Origin of the sequence: Paraburkholderia sp. JHI2823 (assembly GCF_038900695.1) — a bacterium.
Lineage (GTDB): Bacteria > Pseudomonadota > Gammaproteobacteria > Burkholderiales > Burkholderiaceae > Paraburkholderia > Paraburkholderia mimosarum.
The window spans coordinates 58,834-79,833 of record NZ_JAYMRY010000021.1; the positions used below are offsets into that span (position 1 = coordinate 58,834).

The 21,000-nt window shown below is 61.8% G+C and carries 17 protein-coding genes and 2 pseudogenes; 11 read left to right on the top strand and 8 right to left on the bottom strand.

Annotated features, from left to right (window positions below):
- Positions 1-91 precede the first annotated feature (91 nt).
- The 3 genes and pseudogenes from VSR34_RS22030 to VSR34_RS22040 form a co-directional block, all read right to left on the bottom strand.
- Positions 92-1,984: an amidohydrolase gene (locus VSR34_RS22030; RefSeq protein WP_342963527.1), complete on the bottom strand. Its 1,893-nt coding sequence runs from the start codon at positions 1,982-1,984 to the stop codon at positions 92-94.
- Positions 1,985-2,296: 312 nt separating this feature from the next.
- Positions 2,297-3,111 (bottom strand): annotated as a pseudogene (locus VSR34_RS22035) (alpha/beta hydrolase).
- A gap of 271 nt (positions 3,112-3,382) precedes the next feature.
- The gene (locus tag VSR34_RS22040) at positions 3,383-6,286 is read right to left on the bottom strand and encodes a winged helix-turn-helix domain-containing protein (RefSeq protein ID WP_342963528.1); all 2,904 of its coding nucleotides are present in this window, start codon (positions 6,284-6,286) and stop codon (positions 3,383-3,385) included.
- A 370-nt stretch (positions 6,287-6,656) separates the two neighbouring features.
- On the opposite strand from VSR34_RS22040, the gene VSR34_RS22045 reads away from it, so the two are divergent.
- The 4 genes from VSR34_RS22045 to VSR34_RS22060 are packed head-to-tail and all read left to right on the top strand — an operon-like array spanning position 6,657 to position 10,092.
- Positions 6,657-7,199: an AraC family transcriptional regulator gene (locus VSR34_RS22045; protein WP_342963529.1), complete on the top strand. Its 543-nt coding sequence runs from the start codon at positions 6,657-6,659 to the stop codon at positions 7,197-7,199.
- Complete coding sequence (locus VSR34_RS22050) at positions 7,127-7,768, top strand: DsbA family oxidoreductase (RefSeq protein ID WP_342963530.1); 642 nt, start codon at positions 7,127-7,129, stop codon at positions 7,766-7,768. Before VSR34_RS22045 ends, VSR34_RS22050 begins: the two co-directional genes overlap by 73 nt.
- Positions 7,765-8,934, top strand: coding sequence for an FAD binding domain-containing protein (locus VSR34_RS22055; RefSeq protein WP_342963531.1), 1,170 nt, complete (start codon positions 7,765-7,767; stop codon positions 8,932-8,934). Before VSR34_RS22050 ends, VSR34_RS22055 begins: the two co-directional genes overlap by 4 nt.
- Before the next feature lie 21 nt (positions 8,935-8,955).
- On the top strand, positions 8,956-10,092 hold the full coding sequence (locus VSR34_RS22060; protein WP_342963532.1) for an FAD-dependent oxidoreductase: 1,137 nt from the start codon (positions 8,956-8,958) through the stop codon (positions 10,090-10,092).
- Positions 10,093-10,129: 37 nt separating this feature from the next.
- Here the strand turns inward: VSR34_RS22060 and VSR34_RS22065 are convergent, their stop codons facing one another.
- Together VSR34_RS22065 and VSR34_RS22070 are read right to left on the bottom strand one after the other, a co-directional pair.
- Complete coding sequence (locus tag VSR34_RS22065) at positions 10,130-11,035, bottom strand: LysR family transcriptional regulator (protein WP_342963533.1); 906 nt, start codon at positions 11,033-11,035, stop codon at positions 10,130-10,132.
- Positions 11,036-11,270: 235 nt separating this feature from the next.
- A complete protein-coding gene (locus VSR34_RS22070) occupies positions 11,271-11,579 on the bottom strand; it encodes a hypothetical protein (protein WP_342963534.1) in 309 nt (102 codons plus the stop codon).
- A 621-nt stretch (positions 11,580-12,200) separates the two neighbouring features.
- Between VSR34_RS22070 and VSR34_RS22075 the strand changes: the two genes are divergently transcribed.
- Positions 12,201-12,794, top strand: a complete 594-nt coding sequence (locus VSR34_RS22075; protein ID WP_342963535.1) for a hypothetical protein — start codon at positions 12,201-12,203, stop codon at positions 12,792-12,794.
- Between the two features lie 12 nt (positions 12,795-12,806).
- Here VSR34_RS22075 and VSR34_RS22080 read toward each other — a convergent pair whose 3' ends face one another.
- Both VSR34_RS22080 and VSR34_RS22085 read right to left on the bottom strand, forming a co-directional pair.
- Complete coding sequence (locus VSR34_RS22080) at positions 12,807-13,334, bottom strand: DsbA family protein (RefSeq protein ID WP_342963536.1); 528 nt, start codon at positions 13,332-13,334, stop codon at positions 12,807-12,809.
- Positions 13,331-13,843: a redoxin domain-containing protein gene (locus tag VSR34_RS22085; protein ID WP_342963537.1), complete on the bottom strand. Its 513-nt coding sequence runs from the start codon at positions 13,841-13,843 to the stop codon at positions 13,331-13,333. The genes VSR34_RS22080 and VSR34_RS22085 overlap by 4 nt, the downstream gene beginning before the upstream one ends.
- 214 nt (positions 13,844-14,057) lie before the next feature.
- Between VSR34_RS22085 and VSR34_RS22090 the strand changes: the two are divergent.
- A pseudogene (locus VSR34_RS22090) lies at positions 14,058-14,439 on the top strand (transposase); the annotation flags it as partial.
- Positions 14,440-14,501: 62 nt separating this feature from the next.
- Here the strand turns inward: VSR34_RS22090 and VSR34_RS22095 are convergent.
- The gene (locus VSR34_RS22095) at positions 14,502-15,395 is read right to left on the bottom strand and encodes an IclR family transcriptional regulator C-terminal domain-containing protein (protein ID WP_342963538.1); all 894 of its coding nucleotides are present in this window, start codon (positions 15,393-15,395) and stop codon (positions 14,502-14,504) included.
- 310 nt (positions 15,396-15,705) lie between these two features.
- Between VSR34_RS22095 and VSR34_RS22100 the strand changes: the two genes are divergently transcribed.
- The 5 genes from VSR34_RS22100 (at position 15,706) to VSR34_RS22120 (ending at position 20,997) form a co-directional block, all read left to right on the top strand.
- Positions 15,706-16,701 carry an ABC transporter substrate-binding protein gene (locus tag VSR34_RS22100; protein ID WP_342963539.1) on the top strand — a complete coding sequence of 332 codons (996 nt, stop codon included), beginning with the start codon at positions 15,706-15,708 and terminating at the stop codon, positions 16,699-16,701.
- A gap of 24 nt (positions 16,702-16,725) precedes the next feature.
- Entirely contained in the window at positions 16,726-17,556 is an 831-nt protein-coding gene (locus tag VSR34_RS22105; RefSeq protein ID WP_342963540.1) for an ABC transporter ATP-binding protein, read from the top strand.
- A gap of 1 nt (position 17,557) precedes the next feature.
- Positions 17,558-18,325 (top strand): ABC transporter permease, encoded by a 768-nt coding sequence (locus tag VSR34_RS22110; protein WP_342963541.1) that lies wholly within the window; start codon positions 17,558-17,560, stop codon positions 18,323-18,325.
- 264 nt (positions 18,326-18,589) lie between these two features.
- Positions 18,590-19,390: a putative hydro-lyase gene (locus VSR34_RS22115; RefSeq protein ID WP_342963542.1), complete on the top strand. Its 801-nt coding sequence runs from the start codon at positions 18,590-18,592 to the stop codon at positions 19,388-19,390.
- A 17-nt stretch (positions 19,391-19,407) separates the two neighbouring features.
- On the top strand, positions 19,408-20,997 hold the full coding sequence (locus VSR34_RS22120; RefSeq protein WP_342963543.1) for a gamma-glutamyltransferase family protein: 1,590 nt from the start codon (positions 19,408-19,410) through the stop codon (positions 20,995-20,997).
- Positions 20,998-21,000 lie beyond the last annotated feature (3 nt).

Below are 21,000 nucleotides of genomic sequence, written 5' to 3' on the forward strand. Positions count from 1 at the left end.
GAAGTCCTTCCGGATGTCTCGATCGTTATTTTCGGTGATTGCCGCAAGCGCGGCACGGGGACGCCGACGCGTTTCATGTCCGCGCGCCCGTTCAGAACGCGAAGCAACTGCAACCCAGCGCACCCCAAAAACCATTCTGGTCCGATACCGGAGCGTCGCTGCGCCACGCCCAGCCGTGCGCGTGCTGGTGAATGCCGCACAGGTTCACGCAGGCGTCGCTGCACGACTGCGCGGACACGGCGGCATTGAGCGCGGTGACAGGCTTGTAGCGCGCATAGCCGCCGAACTCGGCCACGGGCGACCACGACGGGCTCACGGGCAGCGCGGGCGGACTCAGTGCGTCGAACTCCGCGTCGGCATAAACGATGCGTCCGCCCACGACGGTCAGCACCGAAGTCAGATGCTTGATCGACTCTTCTTCGATCGTGAAGAAGTCTTCGCTGAGCACAGCGAAGTCGGCAAACTGGCCCGGCACGAGTGCGCCCTTCTTCGATTCGTCGTTCGAGAACCACGCGCTGCCCACCGTATAGCGGCGCAGCGCCTCCATGCGTTCGAGGCGGTCGCGCGGCGCATACATCGGCGTGCCGCCCACGGTGCGTCCGGAAACGAGCCAGTAGAGCGAAACGAAAGGGTTGTAGCTTGCCACGCGCGTAGCGTCCGTACCCGCGCCCACGGGCAGACCGGCTTCGAGCATCTTGCGCACGGGCGGCGTTTGGGCCGCGGCCTGCGTGCCGTAGCGCGCGATGAAATACTCGCCCTGAAAAGCCATGCGGTGCTGAACGGCGATGCCGCCGCCAAGCGCGGCGATACGTTCGATGTTGCGATCCGAGATCGTCTCGCAGTGATCGAAGAACCACCGCAGGCCGTTGAAAGGCGTGTCGGCGTTCACGCGCTCGAACACATCGAGAAAGCGGCTGATGGACTCGTCGTAGGTCGCGTGCAGCCGCCATGGCCAACGGTTCTGTACCAGCAGGCGCACCACGCCTTCCAGTTCTTTCTCCATCTCCTCGGGCAGATCGGGGCGCGGCTCCAGAAAGTCCTCAAAGTCAGCGGCAGAAAAGACCAGCATTTCGCCCGCGCCGTTGACCTTCAGGAAGTCGTCGCCTTCGCAGGGCCGCGTGACCTTCACCCAGCGCGCAAAGTCCTCGATCTCGCGCTTCGCGTTCTGCGTAAAAAGGTTATAGGCAATGCGGATCGTGAGTTCCTCGCGGCGCGCGAGTTCCATGATGACGGCGTAGTCGTCGGGGTAGGCCTGGTAGCCGCCGCCCGCGTCGATCGCGCTCGTCACGCCGAGGCGGTTCAACTCGCGCATGAATTGGCGCGAGGAATTCATCTGGTCGTCGATCGGCAGTTTGGGGCCCTTGGCGAGCGTGGCGTACAGCAGGCCCGCATTGGGTCGCGCGATCAGCATGCCGGTGGGATTGCCGCGCCGGTCGCGCTGGATCTCCCCGCCCGGCGGATTGGGCGTGTCGCGCGCGTAGCCGACGGCGCGCAGCGCCGCCGCGTTCAGCAACGCGCTGTCGTAGAGGTGCAGGATGAACACTGGCGTGTCCGGCGCGATAGCGTTGATTTCTTCAAGCGTGGGGCCGCGCTTCTCGGCGAACTGGAATTCGTTCCAGCCCCCCACCACGCGCACCCATTGCGGCGCGGGCGTGCGCGCGACCTGCGCGCGCAGCATCTCCAGCGCGTCGCGCAACGAAGGCACGCCGTCCCAGCGCAATTCCATGTTGAAGTTCAGGCCGCCGCGAATCACGTGCAAGTGCGAGTCATTCAGACCGGGAATGACGGTGCGGCCGTTGAGGTCGATGCGGCGCGCGTCGTCGCGCGCCCATTGCATGACGTCGCGCTCGTTGCCGGACGCGACGATCTTGCCGTCGGCAACCGCGAGCGCCGTGGCAAACGAGCGGCGCTCGTCCTGCGTCGCGATCTTGCCGTTGTAGATCACCAGGTCGGCAATACGCCGAGGTCGCTCGGATGCGCCCATTGACGCTCTCTCCTGTGTCTTGAGTAGATTCGTTTGCAGTTCGAATTGCGCGCAAGACTCGCATCACACCGCGAGAGCAGACTTCGCCCTTCCTCGCATCCGGAATATCGCTTCGGTTTTCAAGAACTTCGCAAGGGCCCCACTCTATGGAATATGCAGCTGAAAGTCCTGTGTAAAGCCTGAAAATATATGATGGCTTTTCCGGGCGCGAAACGACGCAATTCAAGCCGTGCCGAATTGACGGCGCGGCTTGAATCACTTTCCCTTCCGCTTTTCAGCCAGGATCATCGCGCACGAGCGGCGCGACGATCGTCAGGCCTTGAGGAAGGCGAGCAGATCCGCGTTGACCTGATCGACGTGCGTGCTGCACATACCGTGCGGCGCGCCCTGGTAGATCTTGAGCGTGGCGTTCTTGACGATCTTCGCCGAGAGCTTCGCCGAATCGTCGATCGGCACGATCTGGTCGTCGTCGCCGTGCAGGATCAGCGTGGGCACGCTGATCTTCTTCAGGTCGTCGGTGTAATCGACTTCCGAGAACTGCTTGATGCACTCGTACTGGCCTTTGATCGACCCGGCCATGCCCTGGCGCCAGAATTCCTGCACGAGGCCTTGCGAGACCTTCGCGTTCGGGCGGTTGAAGCCGTAGAACGGCGTGGCGAGATCGAGATAGAACTGCGACCGGTTCGCGGCCACACCTGCGCAAATGCCGTCGAACACTGACATCGGCAGACCGTTCGGGTTGTTTGCCGTCTTCACCATGATCGGCGGAACCGCGCCGATCAGCACCGCCTTGGCCACGCGCTTTTCGCCGTGGCGGCCAACGTAGTGCGCGACTTCGCCACCGCCCGTCGAATGGCCCACGAGCATCGCGCCCTTCACGTCGAGCGCGTCGAGCACGGCGGCCAGGTCGTCGGCGTAGGTGTCCATGTCGTTGCCCTAGGAGGGCTGGCCGGAGCGGCCGTGCCCGCGGCGGTCATGGGCGATCACGCGCTAGCCCTGGTTCACGAGGAAGAGCATTTTCGCGTCCCAGGCATCGGCGCACAACGGCCAGCCGTGCGAAAACACCACCGGCGTGCCCGTGCCCAGTCCTTGAAAAAGATCTGCGTGCCGTGCGCGTGCGCCTGCAGAAAGCATGCGGCGGCGCGAGGTGAGAATCGTATTCGTATTGGTGTGCTGCGCAGTCATGGGTTCTCCGTCGTTGCTTCGCCACGGAAGCGCGGGCGAGCTCACTGCGTTCGTGCTGTTGAGGGATGGGCGCACAGACCGTGAAACGTCGCACGGTCTGCACCCCGATTTCGCTACCGCAGCTTAGCGACGCGGAAAAGCCATGTCCTTTGTGAAACCTGAGTAATCCTGAAACCGATCTTCAGAAAGCCGGGTGCAGGTGTTCCCCACACGCTACATGGCGTCGGCCATGTCGACGTCGCGCAGCCCCGGCGTGTCGAGCTTGTGGCGCAGCGCGGCCAGCTTGCGCGTTTCGGGCAGGCGTGGGTGCCGTCCCTGCGCTCCCTGTGCTCCCTGCGCCGCTTGCTCCGCGCCGAAGCGCTCAAACGGCGCAAGCAACCCATCGGCCTCGCGAAGCGCGCCGTCCTGCGCGAGCGACTCACCGAGATCGAGCGCCGCGCGCAGTTCGAACAGCCATGCGCCCTGCTCGCGCGCCAGCGCCATCGCCTGCGCAAGCTTGCTATGGGCCGCCTCGACCAGGCGCGCGCGCGTCTTGTCGCCGGCTGCGTAACCCGCCCGCGCACGCGCGAGGTCAACCAGGGCGCTCGTCCGCATCAGTTCGGCCGCGAACGCGTGGTCGCCATCCGCGGCGGTGCGCCGCTGCGCCGCCTCAATCGTCGTCAGCGCCTCGTCGAGCCGCCCTTCCAGCACCAACGCTTGCGCGAGCGTTACGATCAGGGGCGAGGTGAGCCTGCGGAATCCACGTGCCTCCAGGCTGGCCAACCCTGCTTCGAGCCGGGCGATCCCTTCTCCGCGGCGGCCCGCGTCCAGCGCCAACTGGCCCGCGAGGCATTCGCCGAAGTCTTCCCACCCCCCGAAACGGTTGAGCGCCGCTTGCGAGCGCAGCAACGCCAGATGGCTCGCCGCGAGATCCGACTCTCCGCACGCGAGCGCAATAGGCACCGCCACGACCGCAAGAAGATGGCAGAGCGAAGGCTCCAGCATGTCCGCGCGCACGAGGTTGATCGCGCGTTCGATCAGGTCGAGCGCGAGCGCGGTTTCCCCCTGCATCCACGCGATGCGCGCGAGTGTGCCCGTGCCGAAGATGCGCGGCTCGATGCCGAGATCGGTGTCGGCGCGGCTTTGCGGCCCGCTCACCTCGAGCGACGCGAGCGCGCGTTCCAGCCGCTCGCGCGCCTGTTCCTGTTCGCCGAAGCAATGCAGCGATGCCGCCAGCGTCGCGCTCGCGCAGAGTTTTTGCCACACGGAACCGCCTCGCTGCGTGCGCGCCTCGAAACGCGTGGCAAAGCGCAGCGACGCATGAATGTCGCCCGCGGTCATGGCCGCATTCCACAGGCCCCACATGGCGCGCGCCTCGAACATGGCGTCCGCGCAAGCCGTGGCCCGCTCCAGCACCCGGCGCCAAAGCGCGGCGGCGGCGGCGGCCGCGCCATCCGTCATCAGGAGCGCGGCCGCGTACGCGGAACACACGCGCATTTCGCATGTGGCGTCCACGGCGCCCTTGGGCAGCGCATCAAGCGTCTCGAGCGCCCGGTGTGCACGCTCGCGGCACTCGTGCACCAGCGACGCGTCGAGCAGCGTGCCCACGAGTGAGCCCGCCAGTGCCGCACCCAGCGCCGCATCGCCATCGGATGAAAACGCCCAATCCCAGGTGCTGCGCGCTGCGTCGAGCGAGGATTGCGCTTGCGCGCTCTTGCTTCGATGCGGCACGAGGGCCGAGCGGTCTTCGATCTGGCGCTGCAAATGACGCAGATGGCGCTGCGCGACGCGCTGGACCTCACCTTCGTCGCGGAGTTTCTCCATTGCGTACGCGCGCGTCGACTCCGTGAGCCGGTACAGCGCGATCGCACCATGAAACTCGACCGTGAGCAGCGATTTCGCGGCCAGTTCGCCGAGCGCCGTTATGGCCGTTGCGATCGGCACGCCGGGCTCGGTGGCCACGGCACACACGGCGTCGAAGGCGAACGTACCGGCGAAGAACGCGAGGCTGCGAAACAGCCCCTTCGCTTCGGCGTCGAGCAGCGCATAGCTCCAGTCGAAGGTGGCGCGCAAGGTCTGGTGGCGCGGCAGAGCAAGACGCAAGCCGCCACTCAAAAGATTGAGCCGGTCATCGAGCCGCGCCGCCACGCCTTCGATACCGAGCGTCGCTACGCGCGCCGCCGCCAGTTCGATCGCGAGCGGCAAACCTTCCAGCTGACGACAGATGTCCGCCACCGCCCGGACGCTGGTCTGGTCCCCTGCGCAACGCGGCGCGATATCGCGCGCGCGCTGAAGAAACAGCTGAACCGCGCCATAATCGAGCATGGCTTCGACCTTATCCTCAGTAGCGGGCACTGCCAGCGGCTCGACCCGATAGACAGTCTCAGCGCGGATAGTGAGCGGCTCGCGGCTCGTGACGAGCACGCGTAGCCAACGCGCGTAGGAGACGAGATTCTCGGCGAGTTCCGCGACTTCCTCGACCACATGCTCGGCGTTGTCGAGCACAAGGAGCACACCTTCCGGCTGCATTCTTGCGAGCAGTGCGCGCGTGTCTTGCAACGCTTCCGCGGGCCCCACCTGAAGGGCCAGGGCCATCGTAGCGAGCACGGACTCGCGCGAATTCGCTGAGGCCAGCTCGACGAAACAAACGTTGGGGGCGAAATGCGCCTGCGCGACCTCAGCGACGCGAATCGCCAGCGCGGTCTTGCCGATGCCGCCAGCGCCGACGAGCGTGACGACGGCCGACTCCGCCAGCTTCGCGACCACGTTTTCGACATCCGCGTCGCGGCCCACCAGGGTCGTCGGGCGGCCTGGCAGATTCGAGGCGAGAGCACCTCGCGGCGCCCGCGGCGCTTGAGGAACGAGAATATAACCGCGGCCCGTGACAGTTTTGATGAGCTCGCGATCGGCCTCCAACGCCTTACGCAACGCCGCGATATGCACTTGCAGGCGGTTTTCCTCGACGATCTGATCAGGCCAGACCGAATCGATGATGTCGTCTTTGGTCACGATAGAACCATTGGCCCGAAAGAGCACTTCCAGAATGTCGAACGCGCGCGCGCTTATGCGCAGCGGCAAGCCGCTGCGCAGAATCTGACGTTGCTCGAAGTTGACGAGCAACCCGCCAATTTTGATCATGGATGTTCCCCTTGAGCCGCGGGACGATGCGGCGCGATTACTGCCGATGCTGATCAGTCAAGCTTGTCATCAAAGACCCGCGACCGGATTGTAAGCATTGTGTAACAAGGAGTCTTGAATAAAAGTGCACACCGGGCCACGATGGCGCTTGCGACGCAAACCGGCCTGAAACGGGGATAAGTCATCGCGTGCACCGTTTTTTGACGCAGACTTTGCTGATCCTTCGGAACAAAAGTGCTCAAAACGCCGGTTTGTCTCGCTTCCAGACGCATTCAAAACCACGGAATGTGTCTGGGTTATCAGGTTATAAGTAACCTAGCCCCAAATTAAGCCATTGCCTCTCAACGCCATCGAATTGGTTTATTGAGCAATGAGCGGCATCGCGCGAGACCTGTCCGGGCATGAGCAAGCCCGGGCAAAAGAACTTCTACTGCTGCGCTCGAACAGCTGCAACGCGATCGCCGACATTGTGAGCGAGTGCAATCTCTTGAGCGCCTATTCCATTCGTGCGTTTGCGCGAACCACGGCCCCCCCGCCGCATCAATGGTTGCTCGAACAGCGCATTGCCGAAGCGCGCGTGCTGATCAAAACCACGGAAAGGCCGCTCGCAGAAATCGCGATGATCTGCGGCTTTTCGGATCAAAGTCACCTGAGCCGGGTGTTCCTCAAGATGTGCGGTGCGACGCCCGGCGCGTGGCGGCGCGCTGCGAGGACCTGGAGCCTGCTCGCACGCGCAAAGTTGCGCGCCACGCAATCTGATGTTGCGCGGTCATGGCATTCAGTTCTCACGCCTTCCCGTATAGCCTGCATACGACGCATTTTTTGTCTGGAGCACGCTTCGTGGAACGCACACAACTCGTACTTGCGTACGACTTCATATGCCCCTGGTGCTGGATCGGCCATCGCAACCTGAAGGCCGGCGCAAAGATGGCGGATTACGAGAACCGCTATGACACCACCTTTCTGCCGTTCGAGCTGAACCCGGGAATGCCGCGTGGCGGGATGAACCGCCGCGCCTACCGCACGCGCAAGTTCGGCAGCGTTGCGCATTCAGACATGCTCGATGCGGCCGTGACGGCGGCAGGCCTGGCCGCCGATATCCATTTCGACTTCAGCCGCATCGAACTCACGCCCAATACGCGCCTCGCCCATCGCCTGCTCCATCACGCGTTCGGTGCGGGCACGCCTGAGCAGGCCGAACGACTGTACGACGCCATCTTCGACGCGTACTTCGCGCAAGGCCGCGATATCGGCGAGCTCGACACGCTGGTGGATCTCGCGGCGAACCAGGGTTTCAACGCCGGCGCAGCCCGCGCCTACCTCGACTCCGACGCGGGCGACATCGACGTCAATGCCTCGCGCGCGAAAGCCGACGCGCTCGGCATCCGCTCGGTCCCGACGATACTCGTGGACAAATTCATCGTGAACGGTGCACAACCGCCAGTGATTTTCGCCAAGGCGCTTCAAGGGAGATTCGTATGAGCCGTCATACTCAACCGCAGGCCATTGTGGTAGGCGGATCGCTGGGCGGACTCGTCACCGCGGCGGCGCTGCGAGCGGCCAACTGGGACGTGACCGTGTATGAGGCTTCCGCCCACGAACTCGAAAGCCGCGGGGGCGGCGTCGTGTTGCAGCCCGACGTTACCCACGCCTTCGAATTCGCGGACGTCGCCGTGCCGCATCCTCCGGGCGTGCTCTCCGGCGACCGGATCTACCTCGATGAATCAGATCGCATCGTAAGCCGCTTCTACATGCCGCAAATGCAAACGTCGTGGAGCCTGCTCTACAAGGCGCTCAAGCGCGCGCAGCCGGACGGCACGTTGCACGCGGGCGAGCGCTGTGCCCGCTTCGAGGACGATGGCGCGCGCGTCACGGCGCACTTCGAAAGCGGCCACCGGCACACGGCCGACCTCCTGATCGGCGCGGATGGCGTTCGATCGACGCTGCGCACGCTGCTCGAACCCGACACGAAACCCCGCTATGCCGGCTATGTCGCGTGGCGCGGACTGATCGAGGAACCGGACCTGGCCGCCTTCGCCGCCGACACATTGCGCGATCGCTTCGCCTTCTCGGACGGCGTGGGACACTCTGCGCTCAGCTACATGGTCCCGGGCGAGGACGACTCAACCGAGCCCGGCCGCCGCCGCTGGAACTGGGTCTGGTACCGACGCTACGACACCGACGAACTGCAAGACCTGCTCGTGGATCGCAACGGCGTGCAGCGACCGTTCTCCCTTCCACCTGGGACTGCCAAGCAAGCGAACATCGACCGCCTGAAAGACGAAGCGCAAACGCTGCTCGGGCCGACGTTCCGCGCGCTCGTGCATGCCACCGATATTCCGTTCATGCAGCCCATCGTCGACGTGCAGACGCGCTCGATGCGCTACGGCCGGGTGCTGCTCACCGGCGACGCCGCTTCGGTTCCGCGCCCCCACACTGCCGGCAGCACGGCCAAGGCAGCCGCCAACGCTTACGCCCTGGCGCGCGAACTGGAGGCGGCGCAGCTGCCGCAGCACGCGGGCAAAGACGCGATCAACCGGGCGCTCTCGCGCTGGAACGCAGAGCAAATGCGAGTGGGGCGCGCCATGACGACGCGAGGCATCATGCTCGGCAACCAGTTGATGCGCATTCCCGCGCACAGCGTCTGAAACTCCGAACGGGTGACGCATATGAAAATTGCCATTGTCGGTGGCTCGATTGCGGGTTTGGCGGCCGCGCTGACGCTGCGTTGCCTCGGCCACGACGTAACGATATTCGAGCGCACGGCCGCCGGCATGCGCGGTCACGGCGGCGGCGTGGCGATCCTGCGCCACATGATGCGCTTTCTGGAGCAGCACGGTCATGCTACGCGCAAGACGCTTGCCGTGCCGGTCGAGTGGCGGCGATGGCTGGCTTCGGATGGCTCTCTCATAGAAGAGGGGCGCGAAATTGTGCCGTTTTCGTCGTGGGACTCGGTCTATCGCTCGTTGAGCGAGATGCTGCCGGTCGATGTCGTTCGATATGGCGAGGCGGTCACGAAGGTGCGAAACTTCAAACACAGAGTGGAAATTGAAATCAACGGACGTGAAACGGTCAGCGCCGATCTGCTGGTTGCGGCGGACGGCGCGGGCTCCAGAATACGCGCCACGCTTTTCCCTGATTATCGATCGTCGTATGCGGGATACGCCGCCTGGCGCGGCGTAGTTGAAGAAACGCAGCTTCCCGCACATCTGGTCGCCGAACTGGACAACGGCATCACGCTCCTGCGCGAACGGGGTGCGTTGTTCATGACGTTTCCCATTCCGGGGCTGAACGGGGCGATTGAATCGGGCGAGCGGCGATTCAACTGGCTGTGGTATCGAAACGAACCCGACGTCGCAGCGCTGAGCCGCTATCTAACGGATCGCGAAGGACATCGCCACCATGCCTCCGTGAGCCCCGGAGGGCTTTCGGTCGAAGCAACCGCGTATCTGCTCGATTGCGCGCGCGAAAAGCTGCCGCCTGTCTTGCAGCAATTGATGAAGCACACACAGGCGCCATTCATTCAGGCGATTTTCGACGCATTGAGTCCGTCGTTTGCCGTGGGACGCGTCGCTCTGATCGGCGACGCCGCGTGCACAGTTCGCCCGCACACGGCCTCTGGCACCTCCAAGGCGGCCGACGACGCGATCACGCTTGCACAATCCTTGAGTGGCCTCAACGCAGCCCACCATATCGAAGCCGCGCTCGGAACATGGGCAATGGAGAGGCGCACGAAACTGGGCCCGCTCATTGCGCGAGGCAAGCAACTGGCGCAGTCTTTCGGCCTCGGCGCAATAACACAGTAGCGTGATCGCGTGATGCAGTCGCCAGTCGATCAATGCCCTATGCCACCCTGCCCTCGATGAACTGGAGAAACGCCCGCACTTTCCGCGAGTGCCGCCGGTTAGGCAGATACGCCGCATACGCGACGGCCTCGTCGCCGTGCGGCGTTACGCGGTAGTCCGCGAACAGATGCGTGAGCCGACCCGCGTTGATGTGCTCTCTGACCTGCCATTCCGGCAATAGTGCGAACCCCTGGCCCGCGAGCACGGCCTCGAGCAGCATGTCGAGACTATTGGAAACGAGCCGCCCTCGCACGTTGATTCGCTCCTGCTCTCCCGCTCGCATGAACGTCCACGTTTGACGGGCGCGATAGCTGCCGCCGTACGCGATGCGCAGACATTGATGGTCGGTCAGATTGGCGGGCGTGTGCGGCATGCCGTTATGCTCCAGATGCTCGTGGCTCACCACTACCACGCGCGGATTGTCCGCCAGCCTTTTCACTATGAGATTAGGGTTATCGGAAGGCAGGCCGATGCGGATGGCGATATCAATACGCTCCAGCGCCAGGTCGATCATATGATCGGCAACGACAATGTCGAGCGCCACATTGGGATGCTCGCGCAAAAACGCGGCGAGGTGTGGTGCGAGCACGACGCGATTGTAGGTCGTGGGAATCGTGATGCGTAGCACGCCGATTGGCGCTGCGCCGCTGTCGCGGACGCTTTCGTCAGCCTCCGTCAAACCGTCGAGCACCTTGGATACCTGCTCGACATAGGTTGCGCCAGCGTCGGTCAGGCTCACGCGGCGTGGCGTGCGTGTGAGTAGCGCCGTGCCCAGTTGCGCTTCCAGAGCGTCCATCAGGCGCGCCACCGACGAAGTGGCGACCCCCATGCGCTTTGCCGCTTTGGCGAATCCTCCGGCGTCTGCGACCTCGAGCAGGGTGTTGAGGGCTACGAGTTTGTCCATGGCTCTATGATGCGCATGCCGCGCGATGACTTTGTAATGGAGAGGTTACACCTAACGCCGAGCGGTTGTTAAGTGCGTGTAATGGGTAACGCGGCGCAATCGGCTTTCCTTTAGTCGTATTGCGCGCAGCGCAATCTCATGACCGATTCCGTGCGTATTCACTGCGCGCTTCCCGACCGATAGTATTCCGATTATTACGCGCCCGCATTAGCATTGCGACGCAGACGCATGAAGGCTATTGCAAACCCGACCGGATGGAATGATGAAACGCATCGGAAATGTCGAAATCGATCTGACGGAGAGAAAAGTCTATCGGGCAGGATCGGAAATGACGCTGGGAACACGCGCTTTCGACGTTCTCGAAGTCTTGATTCTCGCGAATGGCAAACTCGTTTCCAAAGACGAAATCATGCAAAAAGTGTGGTCGGATTGCGTGGTCGAGGAAAACAGCCTGCACGTACACATTTCCGCCATTCGCCGCGCCTTTGGGAGAGACCGCGACCTGATCAAGACGGTGTCCAGGCGCGGCTACCGCTTGAAGCATTGCGAAGGAACGCCAGAAACCGGCGGAGCCTCGCGCGCAAAGACCCGAGAAACACGTCATAACCTGCCCCGCACGCCCGGCAAAATGCTGGGCCGCGAGCAAGCCGCGGCCACGCTGTCGGCGCGCGTAGGCGAAACACGGCTCCTTACGCTGCTCGGAACGGGCGGTATCGGCAAGACGCGATTGGCCGTGGCTTTGGGGTTCGAGGCGCTGGCAAACTTCAGTGACGGGGTATTCATCGTTTCGCTCGATTCCGTCTCGTGCTTTAAGGGCATCGTTGCGAAGATCACTGACGCAACGCCTGGAGGTTCAGCGCACCTCGCACACTCTCTGGCGTCGTTGACGCAGGCGCTCAGTGCCAAGAAGGTGCTCCTGATACTCGACGGCTGCGAGCTACAGGTGGATGCGGTCGCGCACTGCGTGGACGCCGTGCTGAAAGACTGCCCCGGCATCCACATGCTCGTCACGAGCCGCGTGCCGCTGAACCTCTCTTATGAGGCGCGCGTGATCGTCCCGCCGCTCTCGCATTTAACACCGGTGGCAGACGCGAAGCGCGCCCTCGAATGCGCTGCGGTCGAACTATTTCTCACGCGTTTCTTTGCGCTGAGCGGAGGCAGTGACATGAGCGAAGCCGGCATGGCCGTCGTGCGAAAAGTATGCAATTCGCTCGACGGCGTACCGCTCGCCATTGAACTCGCCGCCGAAACCGCCGCGATAGTCGGCCTCGAAGCTTTCGAGGGCGACTTCGAGCGGCGCATGCTCGAGTTCGAGTCGCGCATGAAGGATGTGCCGACGCATCAGCGCACGCTGAAAGCGAATTTCCTGCGCAGCGAAAAGGCGCTTTGCGACCTGGAACGGGTGGTCCTGCGGCGGCTTGCCATTTTTCCGCGCCCTTTCGATACGCGCGAAGCCGTTCGGATCGCTGCCGATTCCCGGCATGACGCTGCGTCCGTGGAGCGTGCGCTTGCCTTGCTCGCGGAAAAGTCGCTTTTGCTGCGCCGGCAAGAAGGCATGAAAACCCGCTTCGAAATGTTCGCGCTGACGAGAGTCTTCGCCCATGAGCGGCTCGCCGCATGCGGCGAAGTTGCCGACATGCAGCGTAAGTTCGATCGCCTGCGCAGAGAGCAAGACGGCACTGCCGCCAAAGTAAGCGTCGTCGCAAGTCACGCGTGGCCCCTCGCAGCAAGCCAGGGCCGGGTGCTCGACCCGGCTTGACCGTCTACCCTCTCACTTGCCGGCCGCGGCGGCGTTGAGCGCTTCGAGAATGCTCCCGGCGTCGCGATCGCCGTCATAACGCCGGCCGTTGATGAACAGGGTCGGCGTGCCGTTGACGCCGCTGCGCAAGCCTCCGTCGAAATCGCCTTGAATGCGTTCGTCATACGCGCCTTCAAACGCCGACTTCAAGTCGCTCGGGCGAATACCGATATGCGAGGCGTAGGTCGCGAGCGCCCCGTCGTTCAGCGCGTTCTGGTTTTCATAGAGCATGTCGTGCGCTTCCCAGAAGCGACCGATCGCCGCCGCGGCCTCCGACATTTCAGCCGCATGAAGCGCGTGCAGGTGCATCGAAGCGAGCGGAAATTGGCGGAACACGAAGCGCAGACGCTCGCCCATTGCTTGCTGAACGGCACGGATGACGGGATACATCGCGCCGCAATACGGACATTCGAAGTCGCCGTATTCGACGAGCGTGACCGGCGCATCCGCGGCGCCCTGCGCATGATCGGCGTCGCCCACGGGCGGAGTGAGATGGCTCATGACAGGTCCTGTTGCGTGCTGGAGACGAGGTGCTGGAGGGCGTCGAGCACGCCGTCCACGCCCGGATTGATGCTGATCGGCGAGACTTCCGACCAGCGCACGACGCCTTCCCCGTCGAGCACGAAAAGCGCCCGTTCGCTCACGCCTTCTGCCGTGCGATATACGCCGTAGCGTTTGGCGACCGCCCCTTTCGGTTCGAAGTCCGCCAGCAGCGGAAAGTGAAAACCGCGCTGCGCGGAAAAGGCGGCGTGCGACCACGCGCTATCCACGGAAATGGCCACGAACTGCGCCCTGAACCGCTTGAACATGTCGAGTGTGGCGTTGAACAAGCCGAGTTCGTCGCCGCAAACTGGACTCCAGTCGGCCGGGTAAAAAGCGATGATGACCGGCGTGCCGCGCAATTCGGACAACGACATTTTCTGATCCGGCGTGGCCGGCAATGTGAAGTCCGGCGCCTGGGCGCCGGGCTGTAGCGGCGAAGCGTGATTTTCGGCAAGCGAGGTATTCATGTTCTGAAACGCTCCTGATGGGCTTCGGTAGTCGCCGCATGGCGCGGCAACCGTTGCGTTCCAGAATATCGCTGGACCCACCGGGCTCGCAATTATGCAATCGCATAGCGGTCTCACGAAAAAGATGGAGTGACCGAAACCTTCGTATAGCGGTGGGGCTGCGGAGCCATGTTCCGCCTTCGCCGTCATACACCAATTTGAAGTGATATGTGTTGCAAAGCTCAAAACGCAGTCGTCGAATTCCGATACGGCCAAGGCCATCAACTACAAACTGAATCCGTCGAGCGCACTGACGCTGCATTGCGAAGACGGTACGCTCGAGATCGACAACAACATCGCGGAGAACGCGCTGCGTTGTGTAAGCCTGGGCCGGAAGAATTTTTTATTCGCCGGCTCAGACAGCAGCGGCAAACGGCAGCCGCGATGTACGCATTGATTGGCACTTGCACACTGAATGACATCGATCAGCGTCCCTACCTCGACTATGTGCAACCCATATCGCTGGTCACAGTGCCAAGCGCATCGACGAGCTCCTGCCTTGGCGTGTGGCCGACACTTTTCACAAGCCAGTCAGTCCGCCACAGCCCTCCACCTGACCGGCATAACGAGAACTGCCCGCGCTCCGTCTTCGTGTGACGAGACAACATGTTCCAGGTACCTATCGATACGCGCGGCCCCGATTTATGGCTTGTTCTGGCATCGCTTCCTGAATACGCCGTGCAGCTAGTTGAAGCCGCGGCAACAGGTCCTCCACTGCACGGCGGCGCGAATCACTGTCCATGATGAAGTTGACGTTCAGCGCGGCCAGCATCTGACCTCTTGCGTCGCGTAGCGGAACCGACACGCCTCCGAGATTTTCCTCATGCTGTGACGACGCGAACGCCCAGTTCTGCTGCCTTGCGGTCGCGACTACGCACCGTAGGTCATAGTCATTGACGATGGACGCCGCGGTGAAGCGCGTGAATGTCGTATTCGATATGAAACGCTCAAACTCCTGGTCCTGGAGTCCCGCTAGCAGGACATGACCGATGGAATGCACCTGTGCTGGCACGCGAGTGCCCGTGCTGGGGTCGAACGTGAGAAGCCGCTTCGCGGGTACGCGCAAAACGAAGACCACGTCCTGGCCATCGAGCACCCCGATTGAGATAGTCTCGTTCATCTCATCGGACAATGCCTCGAGTACGGGATGCGCCTGCTGCCAGAATGGCAGCGCCGCAAGGTATTGATAGCTAAAACCGAGGACCCTCGCCGTCAACCTGAATGTCTTTCCTTCCTGCACCAGATAGCCAAGCTGAGTAAGGGTCAGCATTGCGCGCCGGGCGGCGGCGCGATCCTGTCCTGTCCTGTGCGCAACCTCCGTGATCGTGAGTTGCGGCTTTGAAGGAGAAAAGGCATGAAGCACCGCCAACCCCTTTTCCAGGGACCGCAAATACGAATCTGGTCGCAACGAGCCGCGCGCGCTGCTTGTCCCGCCCTGATCCTCGCTCAGGCCACCCGACGAATCGTCGATAGCTTCGACACCCGATGCCTTTTCCTGTGCTGACTGTTTCATGATCGATCTTATGGATTGATGAAACGAGTTATGCAATTTGCAGGCCAGCGGAAACTATCACAATAGACTTCACGGCCGCCCGTCTAAGAACAAAAATAGGGATTATGTTCAATTATTGAACTCCCCACGTCTAAATGGTGCACTGAGCACCAGTTTCAATCAGTCAAAGTTCAATGATTGAACACAATTCGCCGTCGGCATGACTGGTTTGTATTTTGCCTTTATAAATCAATAATTTATATGAATTAGACATTGGATTGGCATATAGCTTGCATCAGGAGGACACGATCTACACTTCCGGGCCAACCTCATGACGCTCCATCGCATTCCCGTTCGCGCTGCCCTCCGCCTCGCGCTGCTACCCCTCCTCGCTTCTGCGCTTTTGACCTCTAACACAGCGGTAGCCAAGGATGTGACCTTCGTTACGGACTTCAACGTCAATGGCCGGCATGCGTACTACTACGTCGCACTGGAGAAGGGCTATTACAAGCAGGAAGGGCTTGACGTGACGATTGTCCGCGGCGGCGGGTCCGCCGACGCAATCAGGAAAGTCGCAGCGGGCCAGGCCCAAATCGGCTTCGCCGATGCGGGGTCGCTTGTTCTCGCTCGGGCTAATGACAACGTACCCGTCAAGCTGGTCTCCGTGGTCTACCAGCAACCGCCCCATGCGATCTTTACCACGGATGGCAGCGGCATCAGGACTCCGAAGGATCTCATGGGCCGGAGCGTCGCTGACTCTGCCACGAGTTCGGTCATGCTTATGTTTGGTGCCTACGCGAAGGCAAGTGGCATCGACAAGGACAAGGTTCATTTTGTCATTGCCGATGGCAGCGCTCTGCCTGCGATGCTGGCCACCGGCCGCGTTGACGCGATCTGCCAGTACTCGGTTGGAGAGCCGCTCCTGGAAAAGGTAGTCGCCCCGAAGAAACTTGTCAGGCTTGCGTACAAGGATGCCGGGCTTGACTTCTACAGCAATGGAATCATTGCTTCGGACGACATGATCAAGAACGACCCGGAGACCATCCGGAAATTCGTGACCGCGACATTGAAGGGCATGCGCGACGCCTTCGCCAATCCGGTGGAAGCCGGCGAAATCCTTCATCGTGAACAACGCCAGGTGGACGCCGACATTGGCACCGGCGAAACACGCGAGGTAGCCGAACTTGCTCAGTTTCCGAATGGGCCGCTGGGAAGCATCAGTGAAGCAAAGATGCAGAAGACCGTCGACATTGTTTCTTCGGCCTACAAACTTAAGCGTCCAGTTACCGCTCAGGAGATGTTCGCTCCCGGATTCGTGCCGCACTAACACTCCTATATTTCGAGATTTAACATGGTTGCTATCCTTCAGGCAGAGCGCGTGCTGCGCTCGTCCCCACCGGCGCCTTCGTCGTCACGAGTGCCTACGTTTCATGTGAGCCATCTTTCGAAGATTTACGACACCGATGCGGGCCAGGTTCACGCCTTGGACGATGTTTCGCTCGATATTCCACAAGGTACCTTCGTCACAATCGTGGGTGCATCAGGCTGTGGGAAATCCAGTCTCCTGAAGATTCTTGCCGGCCTGGAGCTTGCCACAGACGGGATCGCGCTGCGCTACGACCGGGAGCTCGATGGACCATCGAGAGACGTGGGGATTGCTTTCCAGGAGCATGTCCTCTTCCCGTGGCTCACCGTCCTTGAGAACGTGATGTTGCCTGCGGATATCTACCAGTTGCCACGCCAGGAAGCTAACGGGCGAGCGCAAGCACTACTCGAAATGTCCGGCCTGAAGGGATTCGAAAACCGGAAGCCGCACAATCTGTCGGGTGGTATGAAGCAGCGCGCAGCCCTTTGCCGTGCTTTGCTCACCGATCCTGAGGTCCTGCTGCTGGACGAGCCCTTTGGCGCGCTCGACGCCCTGACACGCGAAGAACTTTCGCTGGAATTGCTTCGCATCTGGGAAGCAACCCGCAAGACGGCCCTCCTGATTACACATGACATCAATGAGGCCGTGATGCTGTCGGACACCATCGTGGTCATGTCTCGGCGTCCTGGCCGCATCGTGGAGATCATTCCGGTGGATCTGCCTCGACCCCGTGGTCCTCAATCCGAACTGCACCCGAGATTCCGCGAGATTGCGCACCACATCCGCGAACTTATCTTCGCTCGCCGGAGCAACTGACATGAACAACCGTTCCAACCCACGAAAGCTGTTGCACTCGGCGACGCCCATGATGACTTTCGTCGCATTGATCCTGTTCTGGGAACTGGCAGCGCGAGGATGGCACCTGCCAGAGTGGATGTTGCCTGCCCCCTCGAAAATTGCCGTCACCGCGTATGACTGGCGTGGCGACCTGGCCATGAACACGTGGGTCACGTTCTATGAAACGCTTCTTGGTTTTGCACTGGCGATCGCCGTCGCGCTTCCACTCGCTGTGCTCGTTGCCTACATTCCGCTGCTGAAGCGCACGATTTATCCGGCCCTGCTCGGCCTTCAATCGGTCCCGAAGGTCGCGCTCGCGCCGCTGATCATGCTTTGGCTCGGATTTGGAACCATGCCGAAGGTGGTCGTCGTATTTCTCGTCTGCTTTTTCCCGATCGTGGTGAGCGCTACAGCCGGCCTCGAAGCGACGACTCGCAGCAGAGTTGATCTGCTCAAGGCGATGCAGGCTTCACAGTGGCAGATATTCGTCCGCCTGCGCTTCCCGGAAGCGATGCCCCAGATAATGGTTGGGTGCAAGGTCGCCATTACCTTCGCAGTGGTTGGCGCCGTTATCGGTGAGTTCGTCGGTTCGGAACAGGGACTCGGCTATCTCATCATGACATCCACAGCCCAGTCGCGCACGCCCTTGGCATTTTCGGCTCTGATCATTCTCACGCTCATCAGCATCGTTCTGTATTACACCGTCGAGCTTGTTGAGCGTGCAGCAGTGCGCTGGGACGCACACTGATTTCCCGTATATCTTCGGCACATTCTCCCTTACCCACCGGCAAGACACGAGCGATTCCGTCCATGAACCGTTATCACCTCATTCCCGGCTTTCCCGCGTCCATGTCGCCGAGCAGTCATGCGGGATACTGTTTGCAGTTCAGGCTGTGTCGATGGCCGTTCTCGGACCGGAAACGAGCCGCAAGCCGCTCGACGATGTTGGACAGAATCCGGGTAATCAACGGCCGCCCCGCTCAACTGAAAAAGCTTCGGCCTGGAGCCAGTCATGACTTATCCAGAGAACGATCGCTTCCTCACGCCCCAGGCGTTGCGCGCGGCAATACGGGAAGGCACCTACAGTGGCTATACGGCAGGACATGCGCCTGGCTATGTGCAGGGCAATATCTGCATCCTCCCACATGATTATGCAGAGGAGTTCTTGCTGTTTTGCCAGCGGAATCCGCAACCCTGTCCGTTGATCGCTCGATCAGACGTGGGCGATCCATATCTTCCAACGCTGGGGACCGATATCGATATTCGCACCGATGTGCCGCGATATCACGTCTTCGAGCACGGCGTACTCACCGCGGAGGTTCAGGACTTACGTGCTTTGTGGCGCGCTGACCTTGTGACATTCGTACTCGGCTGTTCGTTTTCCTTCGAGGAAGCGTTGACGGATGCCGGACTTCCGTTGCCGTTTCTCGAGCGCGGCGAGGTTGCCGGTGTCTATGAGACAACCCTCCAGACGGAGCCGGCGGGCCGCTTTCGTGCATCTCTGGTCGTAACCATGAGGCCGTTCGCGCCAGTCGACGCCATCCGCGCAATTCAGATCACGTCGCGGTTCCCGAAAGTGCACGGCGCGCCGGTACACCTGGGTGACCCCGCCGCAATCGGCGTCGATCTCAATCGGCGATATCGGAATATCGGCTCGTCCTTCGTCGGCAGTGGGCAGATTCCGCTTTTCTGGGCATGCGGTCTCACCCCCCAACTCGCCGCCATGCACGCGCGGCCGCCACTTTGCATCACTCACGCACCATCGTCGATGTTGGTAACCGATCTGCGAAACGCGTCTTTGGCTGTTATCTGACCTACTGGAAATGTCTTATGCGTGATTTTGAACTTCCCGGCCGTTCTGAGGCTCTTGGCACCCGCGGTATAGCCGCCGCCTCACATCCTCAAGCCACCCTCGCTGCGCTCGACGTTCTGAAGGCAGGCGGCAATGCGGTCGATGCAGCGATTACAGCGGCCGCCGTGCTTGCGGTCGTTGAACCCACACAGACTGGAATTGGTGGCGACTGCTTCGTCCTGCTAAAACGCCCTGGGAACTCCATCATCGCACTGGACGGTGCTGGCTGGGCATGCGCTGGCGCAAGCGCGTCGGAGTACCGGGCTTCTGGCGTAGCTGAAATCAATCCGCTCTCGGCACACGCAGTGACGGTACCCGGCTCCATTCGGACGTGGGCACAACTTGCGCAGGACTACGGGTCCCAACCTTGGGCCGCCCTTCTGCGCCCAGCCATCGAGGCGGCCACGAACGGCTCGCCGGTCACAGAAAGGCTTGCGCGAGACTGGGCCGGACAAACGGTCAAACTGAGCAACGATTCCGACACCGCGAAGGTGTTCCTTCATGGCGACGGGAGCGCTTATCAGGCTGGCGAATTGCACAGGCAGCCCGCCCTCGCGGAAGCGCTATCGTCGATTGCGTCGGATGGTCCGGACGTTTTCTACGAGGGATGGATCGCCGAGGATATCGTGACCAAGCTGAGAACGCTTGGTGGTTATCACCGGGCCGATGACTTTGCGGACTGGCACCCTCGTTACGTCACCCCCATCTCCACTTCATACCGCGGGTACGAGCTCTGGGAGTGTCCACCGAGTGGGCAGGGAATTGTCGCTCTCGGAATGGCCGCGATGCTCGAACGCTTCGATGTGTCGAAGTTTGGTCCGCTCTCGGTCGAACGTTTCCATCTTCAAACCGAGGTGGCCCGGCTGGCCTATGCCGAACGCGATCATTATCTATGCGATAGGGAAGACCCGGACGCAATCGTGCAGCACATGCTTGCCGCAAACAGAATAGACCAGCGCATTTCCCGCATCCGGATGGAGGGCCGCATGGCCGACGCGGCTCCAATGTATGGGCCTGCTCACCGTGACACGATCTACCTGACCGTCGTTGACAAGAATGGACTCGCAGTCTCCTTCATCAACTCGATCTTTGATGACTTCGGCAGCGGACTGATTGCTCCGCGTTCGGGCATCCTGCTTCACAACCGTGCCTGCGGCTTTGTGACGGACCCGGCTCACCCTAACGCCATCGCCGGCAGAAAGCGGCCGATGCATACGATCATACCCGCGATGCTGACCCGAGACGGCGAAGCCGTCATGTCATTCGGCGTCACGGGCGCGCATTTCCAGCCGCTCGGACAGATTCAGGTCCTGACAAACATCGTGGACTACGGAATGGGAATCCAGGAAGCACTCGATCACCCCCGCATGTTTGCCCACGGCGACACGCTTCATCTTGAACACACTGTGCCTCAGCCAGTCTGGAGCGGACTGCGCGCGCTCTCCCATCACCCTCAGCCGGCTCCGAATCCGCTGGGGACAGGACAGGCCATCTGGATTGACAGGGCGCGCGGCCTTCTCAGGGGCGGTGCCGATCCACGTCGCGACGGCGTCGCGCTCGGCTATTGATCA

Coding starts and splice junctions, on each gene's coding strand:
- VSR34_RS22075 (WP_342963535.1), top strand. CDS start 12,201: ATGAGCGAAGCCGGCATGGCCGTCGTGCGAAAAGTATGCAATTCGCTC.
- VSR34_RS22115 (WP_342963542.1), top strand. CDS start 18,590: ATGACTTATCCAGAGAACGATCGCTTCCTCACGCCCCAGGCGTTGCGC.
- VSR34_RS22060 (WP_342963532.1), top strand. CDS start 8,956: ATGAAAATTGCCATTGTCGGTGGCTCGATTGCGGGTTTGGCGGCCGCG.
- VSR34_RS22105 (WP_342963540.1), top strand. CDS start 16,726: ATGGTTGCTATCCTTCAGGCAGAGCGCGTGCTGCGCTCGTCCCCACCG.
- VSR34_RS22100 (WP_342963539.1), top strand. CDS start 15,706: ATGACGCTCCATCGCATTCCCGTTCGCGCTGCCCTCCGCCTCGCGCTG.
- VSR34_RS22040 (WP_342963528.1), bottom strand. CDS start 6,286: ATGATCAAAATTGGCGGGTTGCTCGTCAACTTCGAGCAACGTCAGATT.
- VSR34_RS22070 (WP_342963534.1), bottom strand. CDS start 11,579: ATGCTTCAAGCGGTAGCCGCGCCTGGACACCGTCTTGATCAGGTCGCG.
- VSR34_RS22055 (WP_342963531.1), top strand. CDS start 7,765: ATGAGCCGTCATACTCAACCGCAGGCCATTGTGGTAGGCGGATCGCTG.
- VSR34_RS22030 (WP_342963527.1), bottom strand. CDS start 1,984: ATGGGCGCATCCGAGCGACCTCGGCGTATTGCCGACCTGGTGATCTAC.
- VSR34_RS22120 (WP_342963543.1), top strand. CDS start 19,408: ATGCGTGATTTTGAACTTCCCGGCCGTTCTGAGGCTCTTGGCACCCGC.
- VSR34_RS22065 (WP_342963533.1), bottom strand. CDS start 11,035: ATGGACAAACTCGTAGCCCTCAACACCCTGCTCGAGGTCGCAGACGCC.
- VSR34_RS22045 (WP_342963529.1), top strand. CDS start 6,657: ATGAGCGGCATCGCGCGAGACCTGTCCGGGCATGAGCAAGCCCGGGCA.
- VSR34_RS22085 (WP_342963537.1), bottom strand. CDS start 13,843: ATGAATACCTCGCTTGCCGAAAATCACGCTTCGCCGCTACAGCCCGGC.
- VSR34_RS22080 (WP_342963536.1), bottom strand. CDS start 13,334: ATGAGCCATCTCACTCCGCCCGTGGGCGACGCCGATCATGCGCAGGGC.
- VSR34_RS22095 (WP_342963538.1), bottom strand. CDS start 15,395: ATGAAACAGTCAGCACAGGAAAAGGCATCGGGTGTCGAAGCTATCGAC.
- VSR34_RS22110 (WP_342963541.1), top strand. CDS start 17,558: ATGAACAACCGTTCCAACCCACGAAAGCTGTTGCACTCGGCGACGCCC.